The sequence below is a fragment of the Dactylosporangium sp. NPDC048998 genome, from assembly GCF_043197855.1.
Taxonomy (GTDB): Bacteria; Actinomycetota; Actinomycetes; order Mycobacteriales; family Micromonosporaceae; genus Dactylosporangium.
The window spans coordinates 154,046-169,158 of the sequence record NZ_JBICTV010000003.1 but is presented as its reverse complement, the minus strand read 5'-3'; the positions used below and the strand labels follow the sequence as shown (position 1 = coordinate 169,158).

The window sequence follows — 15,113 nt, the reverse complement described above, 5'->3', positions numbered from 1 at the left end:
CAGAAACCACCGGAAGTGGCCTTTCCCGTTAACCGCAAGGCCGAACCACCCAGATTCGTGGCAATGTCTCGGGTATGACGATCCGCTGCGTCATCGTGGATGACTCGGAGCGCTTTCGGGCCAGTGCCCAGCGCCTCCTCACCGACCAGGGCATCGCCGTGGTCGCGACTGCGGCGGACAGCCATCAGGCGCTGCACGCGGTGGAGCACGAGCATCCGGATGTCGTACTCGTGGATGTCGGCCTCGGCACCGAGAGCGGCTTCGACCTCGCGGCCCGCATCAGCTGCAGTCCGGTGATCATGGTGTCCAGCCTCGCGCCGGAGGATCTGGCCGAGCTGCTCGTGGACAGCCCGGCGATCGGCTTCCTGCCGAAGGAACAGCTGTCCGGCGGAGCGATCACCGGCCTGCTCCAGACCACGTCACCGGCCGGCTGACGTCGTCCCGGGTCTTCCAGGTCACCCAGGTCACCCGGGTCACCCAGGCCACCCGGCATCACGATCCGGCCGAGGACGCGGCCTCCAGGAAGGTGAGCACCGCCAGCACCCGGCGGTGGGTCTCGTCGGTCTCCGGCAGATCCAGCTTGGTCAGGATCGAGCGGACGTGCTTCTCGATCGTTCCCTCAGTGACCCACAGCGCCTTGGCCACGCCGGCGTTGGAGCGCCCCTCGGCCATGAGCGCCAGCACCTCGCGCTCGCGCGGGCTGAGCACGTCGAGCGGGTCGCGGCGGCGGTGCGCGGCGACGAGCTCCTGGACCACCGCCGGGTCCACCACGGTCCCCCCGTCATTCACCCGGTGCAGCGTCTCGATGAACTCGTCGACGTCGGTCACCCGGCTCTTGAGCAGATAGCCGATCCGCTCGCCGCTGGCCAGCAGCTCGATAGCGTGCTCGACCTCGACGAAGGCGGACAGCACCAGGATCGCCACCTTGGGGAAGCGCACCCGGATCTCGCGGGCTGCGGCGAGACCCTCGGTGGTGTGCGTCGGAGGCATCCGGATGTCGACGACGGCCATGTCCGGCGACGTCTTCTCGACCAGCTCGAGCAGGTGTCGGCCGTCGTCGGCGAGCCCCGTCACGGTGAAACCGTGACGGTCGAGCAGGCTCGCCAGCCCCTCACGCAGCAACACGTCGTCGTCGGCGATCACCACCGAACGACGGAGCGCCGTACTCGCCTCGAATGCCATCAAATCCAACATAACCCCGCGAGTCGGGGTACACACCCCCTCATGCACGGGGGGTTGACCGCCCGGCTGGCGGTGACGAGCGCGCTGTTCTCGGTGATGATCAGCGCGGCGTTCGCAGCGATCCTCTACGAGGTGTACCAGCTGCGCTCCTCGGTCATGGTCGTCAGCCAGGCGGAGCAGGCCGTGTCGGCGAGCAACGCCCTGGAGCGCCTGGTCCTCGACGTCGAGGCGGGGCGGCGCGGTTACGCCCTCACCCACGACCGCGGGCTGCTGGTGCCCTGGATCCGCGCGCAGCAGCAGATCCCGCTGCGTCAGCAGGAGCTCGCCTCGTCCGTCGCCGGCAGCCCGGTGCAGGCGGCCCGGGTCACCAAGCTCAACAACGACGTCACCGCGTACCTCGACAACTACGCCGATCCGGCCATCGTCGTCGACGAGGCCGGCGAGCCGCAGAACATCGACCCGAACTCGATCATGGACGGCCAGCAGCACATCGCCGCGCTGCGCAGCGAGTTCGACGACTTCATCACCAACCAGCGGGCGACCGTCGACCGGATGCACGTGGCCGCGAGCCAGGCCGGCCAAGGGGCGCTGATGGCCGGCCTCGCCGGGTTCGTCGTGTCCCTGGGCGCCGTGGCGCTACTGACCCGATCGCTCGCCGTCATGGTGGTACGCCCGCTGCACCGGATGGTGATGGCCGCCGACCGTGCGGCGGGCGGCGACCTGACCGTCCGCGTCGCCACGGACGGCCCGCAGGAGGTCGGCGTGCTGCAGCGCACGTTCAACTCGATGGTCGCGGCGCTCGACCACGGGCGCGTCATGCTCGGCGCGGTGGCGGCCGAGCAGGCGGCGCTGCGCCGGGTGGCCACCGTGGCCGTGCGCGGCAAGCCGGCCGACGACGTGTTCGCGGCGGTGACCGAGGAGGCCGGCAAGCTGTTCGGGGCCGACGCCGCCGTACTGCTGCGATTCGAACCGGACGGGAACGCCACGGTCGTGGCGAGCTGGAGCCAGGACCCCGCGCACCGAATCGCGCTGGGCCGGGTGGAGCTGGCCGACACCGGGATCGCCGGGCGCGTGCTGCGCTCCGGCCGGCCCATCCGGCTGGCCGGGGCGCGCAGCGCGGACTTCCTGCAGCACGAGTTCGACGACTCCTCGATCCGCTCGGCGATCGGCGCACCGGTGCTCGTCGCCGGCCGCACCTGGGGCGCGCTCAAGGCCCTGTCCACCCGCGCCCGCCCGCTGGAGGAGCACGACGCCGAGCGGGCGGCCGAGTTCACCGAGCTGGTCGCGAGCGCGATCGCCAACTCGCAGGCGCGCGCCGACCTCACCGCGTCGCGCGCCCGGGTCGTCGCCGCCACCGACGAGAGCCGCCGCCGCATCGAGCGCGACCTGCACGACGGCACCCAGCAGCGGCTGATCGCCCTGCTGCTGGGCCTGCGCGCGGCCGAGACGCAGGCGACCGGCGCCCTGCAGGACCGCCTGCACACCATCGGCAGCGACCTGTCGGAGGCGATCGACGAGCTGCGCGAGCTGGCCCGCGGCATCCACCCGTCGATCCTGTCCGAGGGCGGTCTGACCCCGGCGATCAAGTCCCTGGCCCGCCGTTCGCCGGTCCCCGTGAAGGTGAGCCTGGCACTGCCCGAGCGCCTCGACGCGAAGGTCGAGATCGGGGTGTACTACGTGGTCGCCGAGGCCCTCACGAACGCGATACGGCACGCGCACGCGACCGTCATCTCCGTCAGCGCCGCGGTGACCGACGGCCACCTGACCCTGTCCATCGAGGACGACGGCGTCGGCGGCGCCGACCCGGGCACCGGCACGGGCCTGACCGGCCTCGGCGACCGGGTGGCGGCGCTCGGCGGCACCATGCAGATCGCCAGCCGGCCCGGGACCGGCACCCGCCTGGGCATCACGGTCCCCCTCGCGACCGCCCCCACGGAGGGTGAGAACGGTTGAGTCGCGTATGGCGGCCAGCCGGAACTCGCGGGTGCGGAAACCCGCAGGCGCAGACGCCCGCTGGCGCCGAAGCGAAGACCCTCCGGGCGGAGGCACGGTGGAACAGTCATCCACACCCCGTGGGAACAGGTGATCCACCATGACGACTTGCCCGGTCGACCCGGTGCTGTGCATGGCACTGTTCGTCTCCGACACCCCGTGCTACTCCGACCCCGACGCCGCCACCGTCCGCGCAACGGTCGACGCCACGCTGGACCGCTTCGGCCCCGACGAGTGCTACGCCCGCGCGGCCGAGGTCTTCGGCGACCGCCCGGACGTGGCCCTGGACCGCATCCAGTGGGCCCGCAGCGTCTGCGCGAAGGCCCTGGCCCCCGCCGCCGCCTGACCCCTGCACCACACTCCTGCCAATGGCGCACCGCCTTCGAACGGTGCGCCTTTTTCGTGTCTAGATCACGGATAGTCTCTAGATCACGGATAGATGGACGTGGTTCGTGTGGTCGCTGTTCGGGTCGCCGTTGCCGCCGCTGTACGCGTGCCACCCCGCCGCCGGCGTCCAGACCTGTCTGAACCAGATCACGTACAGCACGCCCAGCGACGAGGCGTTCTTGACGAAGAAGGCGGCGAGGTTCGTGCCGTACGTCTTGTCGTTGCCCGTCGCCACCCCGCCGAACCCGTCGGACGCGGCGGCGAAGTCGCACGCCCGGCCCTTCGGATGCTCATACGGCCCGGACGGCCGGAAGCACGAGTAGAAGTGCGTGAACCCGGCCTTGCGCGCCTCCTGCGCCGCGTGCAGCATGCGCGGCGTGATGCAGCCCGAGGTCGTCGGGTCGTCGATGATGCAGTTCTCCTTCGGCCAGCTGCCGTCGGCGTTGCGCGGCGCGGGCGTGGCCAGCGGGGAGTTGACGCTGACGTACCCGTCGGCCCTGCCCCGCATCTTGGCCAGCGCGGCCTCAGCATCGGCCTTCTTCTTGGCCTGGATGGCGGCCTGCGCCTGCTGCTTGGCGACCTCCTCGTCGATGGCCTTCTTCGCGGCCGCGAGGTCCGCCTCGAGCCTGGTCAGCCGGCCGATGACCCGGTCGTTGTACAGCGCGATCTCGTTCACCAGCAGCACACGGTCCATGAACTGCTCGGGCGAGTCCGTGTTCACCAGCGCGGCGCTGAGCCGCACCTTGCCGCCGGTGCGGTACGCCGCGGCCGCGATCACGTTGACGCTGGCGCGGACCGGCTCGAGCTCGCGCTGCATCTCGTCCATCTGCTTGACGAGGTCGGCCTGCCGCTGCTTGGACGCGTCCAGGGTCGCCTGGGCCTGCAGCCACTCGGTGTTGGCCGCGTCGAGCTTGTCGCCCAGCGTCATGTTTGCCGTGCCCTCGTCGGGAGGGGCCGTGGGATCGCCCGGCGCGGCGGCCACGGGGGTTGCCCAGGCGCCGATCAGCACGAGCGACGCAACCACGAACATGAGTGCCCGGCGTCGCATGCGGTGAGCGTACCGAACGCCCCCGGCCCGGCACAGGACCGAGAAACGCTCCCGAGCGACTACGCAAGGTGAGACTTCCGATCATTTGAACCTTTGCGCCGCACGGTCCGTAATGGCGCGTCGCCGGTTCGAACACATGTCGGGCGTGTCCGATTCGGTCATCGACCGATGTTTTGCTAGCGTGCGCGCTAGCACAACGGCTAGCGGGAGTGGCGTTGGAAGCGACAGACAAGACGGTGGCGATGCCGCCGCAGCGGCCGCGGTTCGAGCGGGTCCAGCTCAACACCCGGGTCCGGGTGGAGATCGAGCAGATGCTGCAGCGGTTCGTCGTCGACCACAACACCACGGTGCAGAGCTCCGTGGACCTGGCGCTGGCCGAGTTCCTCGCGGCGCGGGGCTATCCGCTGCCCCAGCCGACGGACGACAGGAGAAGCCGGTGAGCACGCCGGGCATCAATCAGCTCGACGCGGATCTGCGCAAGACGGTCCAGCGCACGTCGTACATGCGGCAGCTGTTCTACATCGTCGTGTTGCTCGTCGCCCTGGCCGGTCAGGTCTCCGGCGCCGTCGAGGCCCTCGGTATCCCGATGATCTGGGCGATCCCCGCGGTCGGCGCGCTGGAGCTCGGCGGCATCGTCGTGCTGGCCAACGCCGACGTGCGCCGGCGCCTCGGCGAGCGCGCGGTCGCCTCGCGCATCCTGTCGGCCGCGATCGCCGCGTTCGCGGTCGCGTTCAACTGGATGGCGCACGACAACAAGCTCCTCGCGGGCTTCTTCGCCGGGATGTCGGCGCTGGGGTACCTCGTCTGGCTGATGCACACCGAGAACCAGCGGCGCGACCGGCTGCGGGCCAAGGGCGACCTGCCGCCGACCACCCCGGCCTACGAGGTGGTGGGCCACTGGGTCCGGCACCCTTGGCTGACCCTGCGCGCGAAGAACCTCGCGAAGGCCGACTCCCGCCTGGGCCTCTACACCTCCATCGCGGCCGCGAAGGCGGAGAAGCGCAAGGAGCAGCGCACCGCCGCGATCGCCAAGGTGCTGCACCGCAAGATCCGCGCCGCGGTCGACCCGACCACGGCCGACATCGCCGTCGCCGTCTACGACCTCGACGAGATCGCGGTGCGCCTCGCCGACGGCGCCGACTACGACGGGCTGACCGCGCTCATCGCCGCCGACCTGGCCCCAGCCCGCCTAGCCGCGGTGACCGGCACGCCGGCCCCGGTGCAGGCGGCGGCGCAGTCCGATCCGCTGCCGGTGCTCGACACCGAGGAGCAGCACGCGCTGCCCCCCGCCGACGAGCGCGGCGCGGCCCGCGACGACGAGCGACGGGCGGCACGCGAGGCGGTGGCCCGGGCGACCGAGGCGGCCGCCGAGGGGACCGTCATCGCAACGGCGGCCGTGCCCTCGGCGCTGGGCGGGCTCCGCGGCGAGCTCGAGGGCATCCTCCCGGCCGCGCCGGCGACGCGCCGGGCGCGCTCGCGCACGGCGCCGGTGACGCACGAGACCAGCGAGGCGGTCGAGATCGGCGAGGAGCCGACGCTGACCCCGACGCCGCTGATGCGGGATGGGTCGCTGCGCAACCAGGTGTACCAGCTGCTGTACGACCACGTCCCGGCGAACGACCGGCGCGACGTGGTGGCGCTGACGACCCTGGTCGGCGAGCTGCTCGACCTGGACGACGTGGAGCGGCTGACCGCCTCCAACTACGTGCGCACCTGGAAGAACGAGGCCGACGCCGGCCGACGCGCCGCGGTCAACGGCCGCCACCTGGAGGGCATCCTCCCGGCGCAGGGCTGAGCCCGAAAACCGGTAAGTCCCGCCTCCCGGCTGCCGATGGGCCGTCGGAGAGGCGGGAGGTGCGGTCCATGGCGCGGTTGCTCGTGGTGGACGACGAGCAGGACGTCCGCGACCTGATCGTCAAGCGGCTGCGGGCCGACGGGCACGACGTCCTCGCCGCCGAGCACGGCGACGTTCACGCTGCCGCCCGCGGGCACGCCCCCTCGGGCGGCGCCGCAGCGAACCCACTTCCCCGAGGTCGCCCGCTCCCTGCATCCGTAGCCGCCGGCCGATCATGCAGCACCCGCCGCGAGCGTGAGCGGCGTCGCAATGCAAAACGAACGTTCGTTCTTGACGTGCGACAGCCACCGTACGATCCTCTGAAAAGAACGAACGTTCTTTTTAGGAGACTCAGATGGCCGTGCAGCACACCGACCAGCGGTCGGCCTGGCCCCGCGTCGGGGGGATCGTCCTCCTGCTCACCGCACTGCTCAGCGTCATCATGATCGCGTTCGCCTGGCCCGCGACGCGGGCCGGCGTGCACGACATCCCGCTCGCCGTCGCCGGGCCACCGCAGGCCACCGGGGCGGTCGTCGAGCAGCTCAACGCCAAGCGGGCCGGGGCGTTCGACGTCACAGTCGTCGCCGACACGGCGGCGGCCGAGAAGCTGATCAAGGATCGGGAGGTGTACGGCGCGATCGACCTCTCCTCCGGGCACCCCCAGGTGATCATCGCGTCCGCGGCGAGCCCGGCCGTGGCGCAGGCGCTGCAGCAGATCGCGCAGGGGCTGGGGCAGCAGCCGGGCGAGGCGCCCGCGGTGCGCGACCTCGTGCCACTGCCGGCGGACGACCCGCGCGGGGCCGGACTCGCGGCCGGCGCGCTGCCGCTCGTGCTCGGCGGCATCATCGCGGCGGGGCTGCTCACCAACCTGGTCGCCGGCATCGGGCGCCGGGTCGTGGGTGCGCTCGTCTTCGCGATCACGGGCGGGCTGGCGCTGGTGGCCATCCTGCAGTACTGGCTGGGCTCCCTGGAGGGCGACTACTGGACCAACAGCAGCGTCGTGGCCCTGTCCATCAGCGCGACCGCGCTCACCCTCCTCGGCCTGGAGGCCCTGTTCGGCGTCGCCGGCCTCGGGGCGGGCGGCGCGGTCATGATGCTGCTCGGCAACCCGCTGTCCGGCCTGACCAGCGCGCCGGAGATGCTGCCGTCCGGCTGGGGCCTGCTGGGGCAGTACCTGCCGCCGGGCGCGGCCGGATCGCTGCTGCGCAGTACCGCCTTCTTCGACGGCGGCGGGGCGACGCCACACCTGCTGGTCCTGGCCGGCTGGGCGGTGCTCGGCCTGCTCCTGGTGGGCGCCGCCAGCCTGCGCCCGCGCGGGCGGCGCGACGCCGGCGCGACCGCCACGGAGGGCGAGCGGCTCGTGGCGGCCTGACGGACCGGCGGGCTCACAGGCTGTTGCCAAGCTGCCGGAGGCCGGGTGCCAGGGAATCTCGCGATCGTTGCTGGCGAGCGGCTCCCCCGGAAGCGAGCCGCCGGACGACGACCGAGGGAGCCACGCATGAGCAGCCAGACCGACCAGCAGCCCGCCGCGCCCGTCTGGGCCCAGGCCCCGCAGTACACGACCCCGGCCCCCGACCTGCCGCCGGCCGCGCCGGCGCCGCCGAAGGCGTCCAGGATGAAGACCGTCATCGTGGGCGTGGTGGCGGCGCTGGTGATCGGCGGCGGCGGGTTCGCGGTCGTCAAGGCCGCGGGCGGCTCCTCGTCGACCTCGCAGCAGGCGGGTCAGGGCGGGCCGGGCGGCGGCTTCGGCCGGTTCGACGGCGGGATGGGCGGCGCCAACGGCCTCTCCGGCGCCCTGTACGGCGACTTCACCGCCTCCGACGGCAACGGCGGCTACGTCACCAAGCGCCTGCAGAGCGGCACGGTGACCGACGTGAGCACCACGTCGATCACGGCGAAGAGCGCCGACGGCCACACGACGACGTTCAAGATCGGCTCGTCGACCACCGTCGACAACGGCAACGACCAGGTCTCGGACATCAAGACCGGCGACACGGTCACCGTGGTCGGCACGGTGGACGGCTCGACGGTCACCGCGACCACCATCACCGACACAACGCTGAACGAGGCCAACGGTCAGCAGGGCGGCGGAATACCCGGCGCACCCCAGGGCAACGGCACCAACTAGTGCCGGTGGCGGGAAGGTGATCTGAGCCGCACGGCTTGGCGCCGACCGCTTGCTTGTACGAACATAATAATTATGGCCGTACAAGCACGCAGCCGGCGCCTGCTCATTCTCGGCATCTGCTGCATGAGCCTGCTCATCGTCGGCCTCGACAACACGATCGTGAACATCGCGGTGCCGGCGATCGGCCGCGACCTGCGGGCCCCGCTCTCCGGCCTGCAGTGGACGATCGACGCGTACACCCTCGTCCTGGCCAGCCTGCTGCTCATGGCCGGTTCCACCGCCGACCGGGTCGGGCGCCGCCGGACCTTCCAGACCGGCCTGGTGGTGTTCTCGATCGGCTCGCTGCTCTGCGGCCTGGCCCCCTCGCTCGGCTGGCTGATCGCCTTCCGGGTGGTGCAGGCGATCGGGGGCTCGATGCTCAACCCGGTCGCCATGTCCATCATCACGAACGTGTTCACCGACCGGCGCGAGCGCGCCCGGGCCGTCGGCGTGTGGGCGGGCGCGGTCGGCATCAGCATGGCGCTCGGCCCGGTGGTCGGCGGGCTACTGGTCCAGACCACCGGCTGGCGCACCATCTTCTGGATCAACGTGCCGATCGGCATCGCCGCCGTCGTGCTCACCGCGCTGTTCGTGCCCGAGTCGCGCGCCCCGCGGCCGCGGCGGGTCGACCTGCCCGGCCAGGCCATCGTCCTGGTACTGCTGGCCAGCGCCACCTACGCGATCATCGAGCACGAGCCCGTGGCCGGCGTCGTGGCGCTCGTGGCGCTCGCGGCACTGCTGCTGGTGGAGCCGCGCCGCCCCGAGCCGCTCGTCGACATCAGGCTGTTCCGCAGCCCGCCGTTCTCCGGCGCCACCTCGATCGCCGTCGCCGCGTTCGGCGCGCTCGCCGGCTTCCTGCTGCTCAACACCCTCTACCTGCAGGAGGTGCGCGGCTTCTCCCCGCTGCACGCCGGCCTGCTCACCCTGCCGATCGCGGCGATCACCGTGGTCCTCGGCCCGCTCTCGGGCCGGCTGGTCGGCGCCAGCGGCCCGCGCGCGTCGCTGCTCGTCGGCGGCGCCGGGATCGCCGTCAGCGGGCTGCTGCTGACGGCGCTCACGCCGCACACGCCGATGGTGCTGGTGCTGGCCGCGTACGTGTCGTTCGGCATCGGCTTCGCCATGGTCAACCCGCCGATCACGGTCACCGCGGTGTCGGGCCTGCCCATCGCCCAGGCCGGCGTCGCGGCCGCGTTCGCCTCGACGAGCCGCCAGTTCGGCTCGGTACTCGGCATCGCCGTCCTCGGCGCCGTGATCACCACCGGCCTGCAGGGTCGCCCGATGCCCACCGGCTTCAGCCCGGCGAGCCACGCGGGCTGGTGGATCATCGCCGGGTGCGGCGCCGTCATTCTTGCCATCGGTACGCTCACGACAGGACGATGGGCGACAAGCAGACAACCCGATGCGGAGCTCGTCGATGCCTGACTCGGAAACCGCTCACCAGGCCGGTCAGGTCTGGCGCGAGCTGCTGGCCCTGGTGCACGAGCGCCACGACCGCCGCAAGGAGGCCTGCGAGGCGCTGGACCTGAGCTTCGTGCGGATCAAGGCGCTGCGCCGCATCGCGATCGAACCGACGACCATGCGCGAGCTCGCCGCCGGCCTGCAGACGGACGCGCCCTACACCACCCTGGTCGTCGACGACCTGGAGCGGCGGGGCCTGGTGCTCCGCGCGCCGCACCCCGCAGACCGCCGGGCCAAGCTCGTCACGGCGACGGAGCTGGGCCGGGCGGAGGCGGCCCGCGCCGAGGAGATCCTGACCCAGCCGCCGCCGCAGATGCTCGCCCTCGACCCCGAGGAGCTGACCACGCTGGCCCGCATCGTCGCGAAGCTCGGCTCCGCCTGAGCGGCCGTCGCGGTCAGGAACGGCGGGACCAGCCGAACGGGTCGTCGGCCAGGCCGCGCTGGATGCCGACGATCGCGTCGCGGATCGACGACGTCACCGGGCCCTCCTGCGCGCCGCCGATGAGAAACTCGCCGTCGCGCGACCGCGCGGTGCCGATCGACGTGATGACGACGCCCGTGCCGCAGGCGAATGCCTCGCGCAGCTCCCCGGTCGCGGCGTCCGCGCGCCACTCGTCCAGGGAGTACGGCCGCTCCTCGACGCCCCAGCCGCGGTGGCGGGCCAGCGTCAGAACCGAGTCGCGGGTCACGCCCGGCAGGATCGAGCCGTTCAGCGGCGGGGTGACCAGCAGCGGCGCGCCGTCCCGCTCGTACACGAAGAAGAGGTTCATGCTCCCCGACTCCTCGATCCACCGGCGCTCGACCGCGTCGAGGTAGACCACCTGGTCGCAGCCGGCGTCCTGGGCCTGGGCCAGCGCCCGAAGGCTGACCGCGTAGTTCGCGGCGGCCTTGACCGCGCCCGTGCCGCCGGGCGCGGCACGCGTGTAGTCCTGCGACACCCAGACGGTGACCGGCTTGGCGCCGCCGGAGAAGTAGGCGCCCGACGGCGAGGCGATGACCGCGAAGAGGTACTCCGACGACGGCCGCACGCCGAGGAAGGGGTCCGTGGCGATCATGAACGGGCGGATGTAGAGGCTCTGCCCCTCGCCCGCCGGCACCCAGTCGCGGTCGGCCTCGACCAGCGTCCACACCGCGCGCAGGAACAGCTCCTCGGGCAGCTGCGGCATGGCGAGCCGCTCGGCGGTCGCGTTCAGGCGGCGGGCGTTGGCCTCGGGGCGGAAGAGCCCCACCCCGCCGTCGGGCATCGCGTATGCCTTGAGGCCCTCGAAGAGCTCCTGGCTGTAGTGCAGGGCGGCGGTGGCGGGCGAGAGCGAGAGCGGCCCGAACGGCACCAGGCGGGCGTCGTACCAACCCTTGGTCTCGGCGTACCGGATGGTGACCATGTGATCGGTGAAGACCCGGCCGAAACCCGGATCGGCGAGCAGGGCGGCGCGCTCCTCGGCCGGGCGGCGCGCGGCGGGAACGATGTCGAATTCGAGCATCCAGGAACTGTATGCGGATACTGAACGATCCCTCAGCAGATCCCGACCACTGGTCGGTAACAACGGCCATCTGGCAGAACGCCTAGAACAGGTCGGCGGGTGGCGCGGGAGAGGACGTGGCGGTCGCGTCGGTCACCACGCGCGCGCCGCCGACGAGCTTCGCCAGATCGTCGCCGGAGACCAGCCGGGCCGGAAACGGGTCCGCGGCGGCGGCGCGGGCCAGCGAAGCCTGCGGAATGCGGCCGGGCTCGGCGGAGGCCACCAGAACCACGTTGCCGAACCGCCGGCCGCGCAGCACGGCCGGCTCGGCGAGGAGCACGATCTCGCCGTACACCCGGCGCAGGGTCGCCGCCTGGCCGCGGGCGAAGGCCAGGCCGGAGCCGTCGGCCAGGTTGGCCACGTAGAGACCGCCGGGGCGCAGCAGCCGCGCGGCCGCGGTCAGGAACTCCAGCGACGCGAGGTGCGCCGGGACCCGTGCGCCGCGGTAGACGTCGGCGACGACCAGGTCGAAGCGGCCCGGGGCGAGCGACTCGACCGCGGCCCGGGCATCGGCCGCCCGGACCCGGATGTCGGCGCCGCGCGGCAGCGGCAGCTCGCGCCGCACGAACGCGATGAGCGCCGCGTCGAGTTCGACCACGCGCTGCGAGGAGCCGGGGCGGGTGACGGCCACGTACCGCGGGATGGTCAGCGCGCCCCCGCCCAGGTGCAGCACCGACAGCGGCGAGCCGGCCGGGGCCATCGCGTCGATGACCGAGGCGATGCGGCGCATGTACTCGAATTCCAGCAGCCGCGGATCCGCGAGGTCGAGCGCCGACTGCGGATATCCGTCGATCAGCAGCGTCCAGCGGCCGGGCCGCCCGTCGTCCGGGCACAGCTCGGCCACGCCCCCGTCGATCTGCTGGACAATACCCGTCACTCGTTTGCGCCCGCCCACGTATGCAATCTTGCAGTTCGCGGCGGGACCGAGTGGGGCGGGCCCTGCGGGCCCGCCCCGTTCCGCCTAACCGCAGGAGAACACCGCGGGCGCGGCGTTCGGGCCCCAGGGGACCGTGCCGACGATCAGGATCGTCGTCTGCTCCCCTGGCCGCAGCCGCGACTGGCGCGGCGTGATCTCCACCGTCGCCGCGGTCTGCGCCGCCGAGCCGTTGATCGCCAGCTCGACCTTCTGCGTGCCGGTGTACGCGTAGCGCAGCTTCCAGTCGTTCAGCGTCTGCCGGCTTGTGTTCTGCACCGTCGCCTGCGCGATGAACGCGCCGCCCAGGTCGAGCACGTTGCTGTAGTGCACGGAGCACGGCGAGGAGGCCACCGGGCCGCCCTCGCCCTGGTCGGCCATGAACGAGGCCACCCAGGACAGCGTCGAGTTCCAGTTGATCGCGATCTCGTTGGTCGACCACGAGTTGATGTCGTCGACGTAGCAGAACTGCGGCGCGCAGCCGGCCAGCAGCTTGGCCGCCACCGGGTCCTGGATCGAGGAGTTCGGGCCGCCCGCGAGCGAGCCCACCGGCGGGTTGGGCAGGGCCGCGTTGAGCTGGTGCGCGTACATGCGGGAGTGCTGGTTGTGCGACGAGCGCTCGCCGTATCCGGTGATGTACGACTGGTTGAGCGCGTTGCGGCCGAGCAGGTAGTCCATCCCGCCAGCCACGCCGTCGCGGTACTGGGCATCGCCGGTGAGGTCGAACGCGGTCGCCACCACGACCAGGTTGTTGAGCACCGCGCTGTTGGAGCCCCAGTCGAACTTGCCGTTGCTGGGCGCGTACGCGATGCCGTACGGGTTGGCGCGCAGCGTGGCGAGGTACCGCTTGGCGGCGTCCACGACCGTCTGGCGCACCCGGGCCCGGTCGGGCAGGTTGCTGGGCACGGTCGCCAGGTCGAGCCGGCCCGCGGCCGCGGTGCCCTGCCAGCCGAAGCCCTCCGGCTTGAACACCTCGGCGGTGTGCCACGGCGAGGCCACGACCGCGTCCCGGTAGGCCTTCTCGCCGGTGGTGAGGAAGAGCTCGGCGGCGGCCCAGTAGAACTCGTCGGTCACGTCGGCGTCGTCGTAGGTGCCGCCGCCGTTGCCGTCCGCGGTCGAGGCGTAGATCGCCGGGTGGGCGAGCGCCGCCGCGTACGCGGTCCTCGACGCCGCGAGCAGCCGCGCCGCGAACGCCTTGTCGTACGGCTGGAACAGCCGCGCGGCCTGCGCGGCGGCGGCCGCGAGGTTGAGCGTCGCCGCCGTCGACGGCGGGTGCAGCTCGCGCGGCTGCGAGTCGGCCGCCGGGTCAAGCGGCAGGCCGGTCCAGTTCTGGTCGTGGACCTTGTGGTGGACCATACCGGCCAGCGGCTTACCGGCCGGGACCTGCATGCGCAGCATGAACTCGAGCTCCCAGCGGGCCTCGTCGAGCACGTCGGGCACCCGGTTGCCGTGCTCGGGCAGGCGCAGGGTGCCGTCGGCGAGGCGCTCCGGACGGGCGGTGGCGGCGAGCTTGGTGCGCTCGAAGGTGCTCAGCAACTGGTACACCGCGATGCCGCCGTTGACGACGTACTTGCCGTGATCGCCGGCGTCGTACCAGCCGCCGCGCACGTCGAGCCGGTAGTCGCACACGCCGGGCTGGCACGGCACGTCGGTGTCGCCCTGGTTGGGCGCGACGCCGAGGTGCCCGGCCGCGCGGCCGTACCCGGGCGCGATGTCGTTCGAGATCGCGATACCGCTGCGCTGGGTGTAGTACCAGGACAGCGAGTCGACGCGCAGCTTCTCGTAGGCCGCGTTCACCCCGATGTCGAAGCGCACGCTGGTCTCCCCGTCGACGCTGAGCGTCAGGCCGCTTCCCGCCGAGGTGTACCGCGAGAAGTCCGCCGTCTGCACGTTCTGCCCGGACGTCGGGTCGACGCCGCGCGGGGTGGTGGTGCCGGTGGCGACGACCGCGCCGGCGGCGCTGCGCAGCTGCCAGGGCAGCGGCGTGGTCGCCTCGGTGACGATCGTGGCCTGCTTCGGCCCGTTGGCGAGGTACCCGACCTGGTTCACCCGCACCCGCGGGCCGGTGTCCGGGACGTACACGGGCGGCGGCGCCCCTCCCTGCAGCGAGACGTTGTCGACGCAGAACGTCCACGCGGTGGCGCTGCCGCCGACCTGGAACGCGACCTGCCCGGCGGTGGTGTCGGCGGCCGCGGTGAAGGTGTAGCTGAAGTCTTTCGGCTCCGGGGTGAGCGCCGGGGCCTCCGAGAGCTCCTGGGTGTACGGCGGGTCGGCGAGCTGCACGTTCGCGCGTACCGTCACCGGGGCCGAGCCGCTGGCCGTGAACGCGAGCCGGTAGGACTCGCCGGCCTGCAGGCTGATCGCGTTCTGGCCGATGATGGCGTCCCACGGATTGGTGGTGCCGGCGGGAATGTTGGCACATAGTCGGCCGTCGACCACCTTGGCCGGCGAGTTGCCGGTCCACCACCAGGGATCGGTGCCGCTGTCGAACGTGCCGTTGACGATCTGTTCCGGTGGATCCGCGTACGCGACGGATGCGGTCAGCGGAACGACCAGCAGTGCCGCCGCGACGGCTATGGGGAATTTGCGCTGCACAGACACCCCTTTTTGGC

At 72.2% G+C, this 15,113-nt stretch carries 14 protein-coding genes; 9 read left to right on the top strand and 5 right to left on the bottom strand.

Annotated features, from left to right (window positions below):
• Positions 1-74 precede the first annotated feature (74 nt).
• The gene (locus ACGFI8_RS08115; RefSeq protein WP_392801664.1) at positions 75-434 is read left to right on the top strand and encodes a response regulator; all 360 of its coding nucleotides are present in this window, start codon (positions 75-77) and stop codon (positions 432-434) included.
• Positions 435-492: 58 nt separating this feature from the next.
• Here ACGFI8_RS08115 and ACGFI8_RS08110 read toward each other — a convergent pair whose 3' ends face one another.
• Positions 493-1,182, bottom strand: a complete 690-nt coding sequence (locus ACGFI8_RS08110) for a response regulator (protein ID WP_392801661.1) — start codon at positions 1,180-1,182, stop codon at positions 493-495.
• A 42-nt stretch (positions 1,183-1,224) separates the two neighbouring features.
• Between ACGFI8_RS08110 and ACGFI8_RS08105 the strand changes: the two genes are divergently transcribed.
• Positions 1,225-3,135 (top strand): CHASE3 domain-containing protein, encoded by a 1,911-nt coding sequence (locus ACGFI8_RS08105; RefSeq protein ID WP_392801658.1) that lies wholly within the window; start codon positions 1,225-1,227, stop codon positions 3,133-3,135.
• 139 nt (positions 3,136-3,274) lie between these two features.
• Complete coding sequence (locus ACGFI8_RS08100) at positions 3,275-3,520, top strand: hypothetical protein (RefSeq protein ID WP_392801655.1); 246 nt, start codon at positions 3,275-3,277, stop codon at positions 3,518-3,520.
• Positions 3,521-3,598: 78 nt separating this feature from the next.
• Here ACGFI8_RS08100 and ACGFI8_RS08095 read toward each other — a convergent pair whose 3' ends face one another.
• A complete protein-coding gene (locus tag ACGFI8_RS08095) occupies positions 3,599-4,609 on the bottom strand; it encodes a coiled-coil domain-containing protein (RefSeq protein WP_392801653.1) in 1,011 nt (336 codons plus the stop codon).
• A gap of 215 nt (positions 4,610-4,824) precedes the next feature.
• Between ACGFI8_RS08095 and ACGFI8_RS08090 the strand changes: the two genes are divergently transcribed.
• From ACGFI8_RS08090 to ACGFI8_RS08065, 6 genes are all read left to right on the top strand, one after another.
• Positions 4,825-5,049 (top strand): hypothetical protein, encoded by a 225-nt coding sequence (locus ACGFI8_RS08090; protein ID WP_392801651.1) that lies wholly within the window; start codon positions 4,825-4,827, stop codon positions 5,047-5,049.
• Positions 5,046-6,404, top strand: coding sequence for a hypothetical protein (locus tag ACGFI8_RS08085; protein ID WP_392801649.1), 1,359 nt, complete (start codon positions 5,046-5,048; stop codon positions 6,402-6,404). Before ACGFI8_RS08090 ends, ACGFI8_RS08085 begins: the two co-directional genes overlap by 4 nt.
• Before the next feature lie 394 nt (positions 6,405-6,798).
• Positions 6,799-7,815, top strand: a complete 1,017-nt coding sequence (locus ACGFI8_RS08080) for a hypothetical protein (RefSeq protein ID WP_392801646.1) — start codon at positions 6,799-6,801, stop codon at positions 7,813-7,815.
• 126 nt (positions 7,816-7,941) lie between these two features.
• Positions 7,942-8,571, top strand: a complete 630-nt coding sequence (locus ACGFI8_RS08075; protein WP_392801644.1) for a hypothetical protein — start codon at positions 7,942-7,944, stop codon at positions 8,569-8,571.
• A 72-nt stretch (positions 8,572-8,643) separates the two neighbouring features.
• Complete coding sequence (locus ACGFI8_RS08070) at positions 8,644-10,032, top strand: MFS transporter (RefSeq protein WP_392801641.1); 1,389 nt, start codon at positions 8,644-8,646, stop codon at positions 10,030-10,032.
• Positions 10,025-10,450, top strand: coding sequence for a MarR family winged helix-turn-helix transcriptional regulator (locus tag ACGFI8_RS08065; RefSeq protein WP_392801638.1), 426 nt, complete (start codon positions 10,025-10,027; stop codon positions 10,448-10,450). Before ACGFI8_RS08070 ends, ACGFI8_RS08065 begins: the two co-directional genes overlap by 8 nt.
• A gap of 13 nt (positions 10,451-10,463) precedes the next feature.
• Here the strand turns inward: ACGFI8_RS08065 and ACGFI8_RS08060 are convergent, their stop codons facing one another.
• The 3 genes from ACGFI8_RS08060 to ACGFI8_RS08050 all read right to left on the bottom strand — a co-directional run bounded on the left by ACGFI8_RS08060 (position 10,464) and on the right by ACGFI8_RS08050 (position 15,096).
• Positions 10,464-11,549 carry a branched-chain amino acid aminotransferase gene (locus tag ACGFI8_RS08060; RefSeq protein ID WP_392801636.1) on the bottom strand — a complete coding sequence of 362 codons (1,086 nt, stop codon included), beginning with the start codon at positions 11,547-11,549 and terminating at the stop codon, positions 10,464-10,466.
• Positions 11,550-11,631: 82 nt separating this feature from the next.
• Entirely contained in the window at positions 11,632-12,483 is an 852-nt protein-coding gene (locus ACGFI8_RS08055; RefSeq protein ID WP_392801634.1) for a spermidine synthase, read from the bottom strand.
• A 66-nt stretch (positions 12,484-12,549) separates the two neighbouring features.
• Positions 12,550-15,096 (bottom strand): glycoside hydrolase family 9 protein, encoded by a 2,547-nt coding sequence (locus ACGFI8_RS08050; RefSeq protein ID WP_392801632.1) that lies wholly within the window; start codon positions 15,094-15,096, stop codon positions 12,550-12,552.
• Positions 15,097-15,113: the final 17 nt, after the last annotated feature.

Bases quoted from the DNA above. Each gene is read 5' to 3' on its own strand.
- ACGFI8_RS08075 (WP_392801644.1), top strand. From the start codon at position 7,942: ATGAGCAGCCAGACCGACCAGCAGCCCGCCGCGCCCGTCTGGGCCCAG.
- ACGFI8_RS08065 (WP_392801638.1), top strand. From the start codon at position 10,025: ATGCCTGACTCGGAAACCGCTCACCAGGCCGGTCAGGTCTGGCGCGAG.
- ACGFI8_RS08100 (WP_392801655.1), top strand. From the start codon at position 3,275: ATGACGACTTGCCCGGTCGACCCGGTGCTGTGCATGGCACTGTTCGTC.
- ACGFI8_RS08105 (WP_392801658.1), top strand. From the start codon at position 1,225: ATGCACGGGGGGTTGACCGCCCGGCTGGCGGTGACGAGCGCGCTGTTC.
- ACGFI8_RS08060 (WP_392801636.1), bottom strand. From the start codon at position 11,549: ATGCTCGAATTCGACATCGTTCCCGCCGCGCGCCGCCCGGCCGAGGAG.
- ACGFI8_RS08080 (WP_392801646.1), top strand. From the start codon at position 6,799: ATGGCCGTGCAGCACACCGACCAGCGGTCGGCCTGGCCCCGCGTCGGG.
- ACGFI8_RS08070 (WP_392801641.1), top strand. From the start codon at position 8,644: ATGGCCGTACAAGCACGCAGCCGGCGCCTGCTCATTCTCGGCATCTGC.
- ACGFI8_RS08115 (WP_392801664.1), top strand. From the start codon at position 75: ATGACGATCCGCTGCGTCATCGTGGATGACTCGGAGCGCTTTCGGGCC.
- ACGFI8_RS08110 (WP_392801661.1), bottom strand. From the start codon at position 1,182: ATGGCATTCGAGGCGAGTACGGCGCTCCGTCGTTCGGTGGTGATCGCC.
- ACGFI8_RS08095 (WP_392801653.1), bottom strand. From the start codon at position 4,609: ATGCGACGCCGGGCACTCATGTTCGTGGTTGCGTCGCTCGTGCTGATC.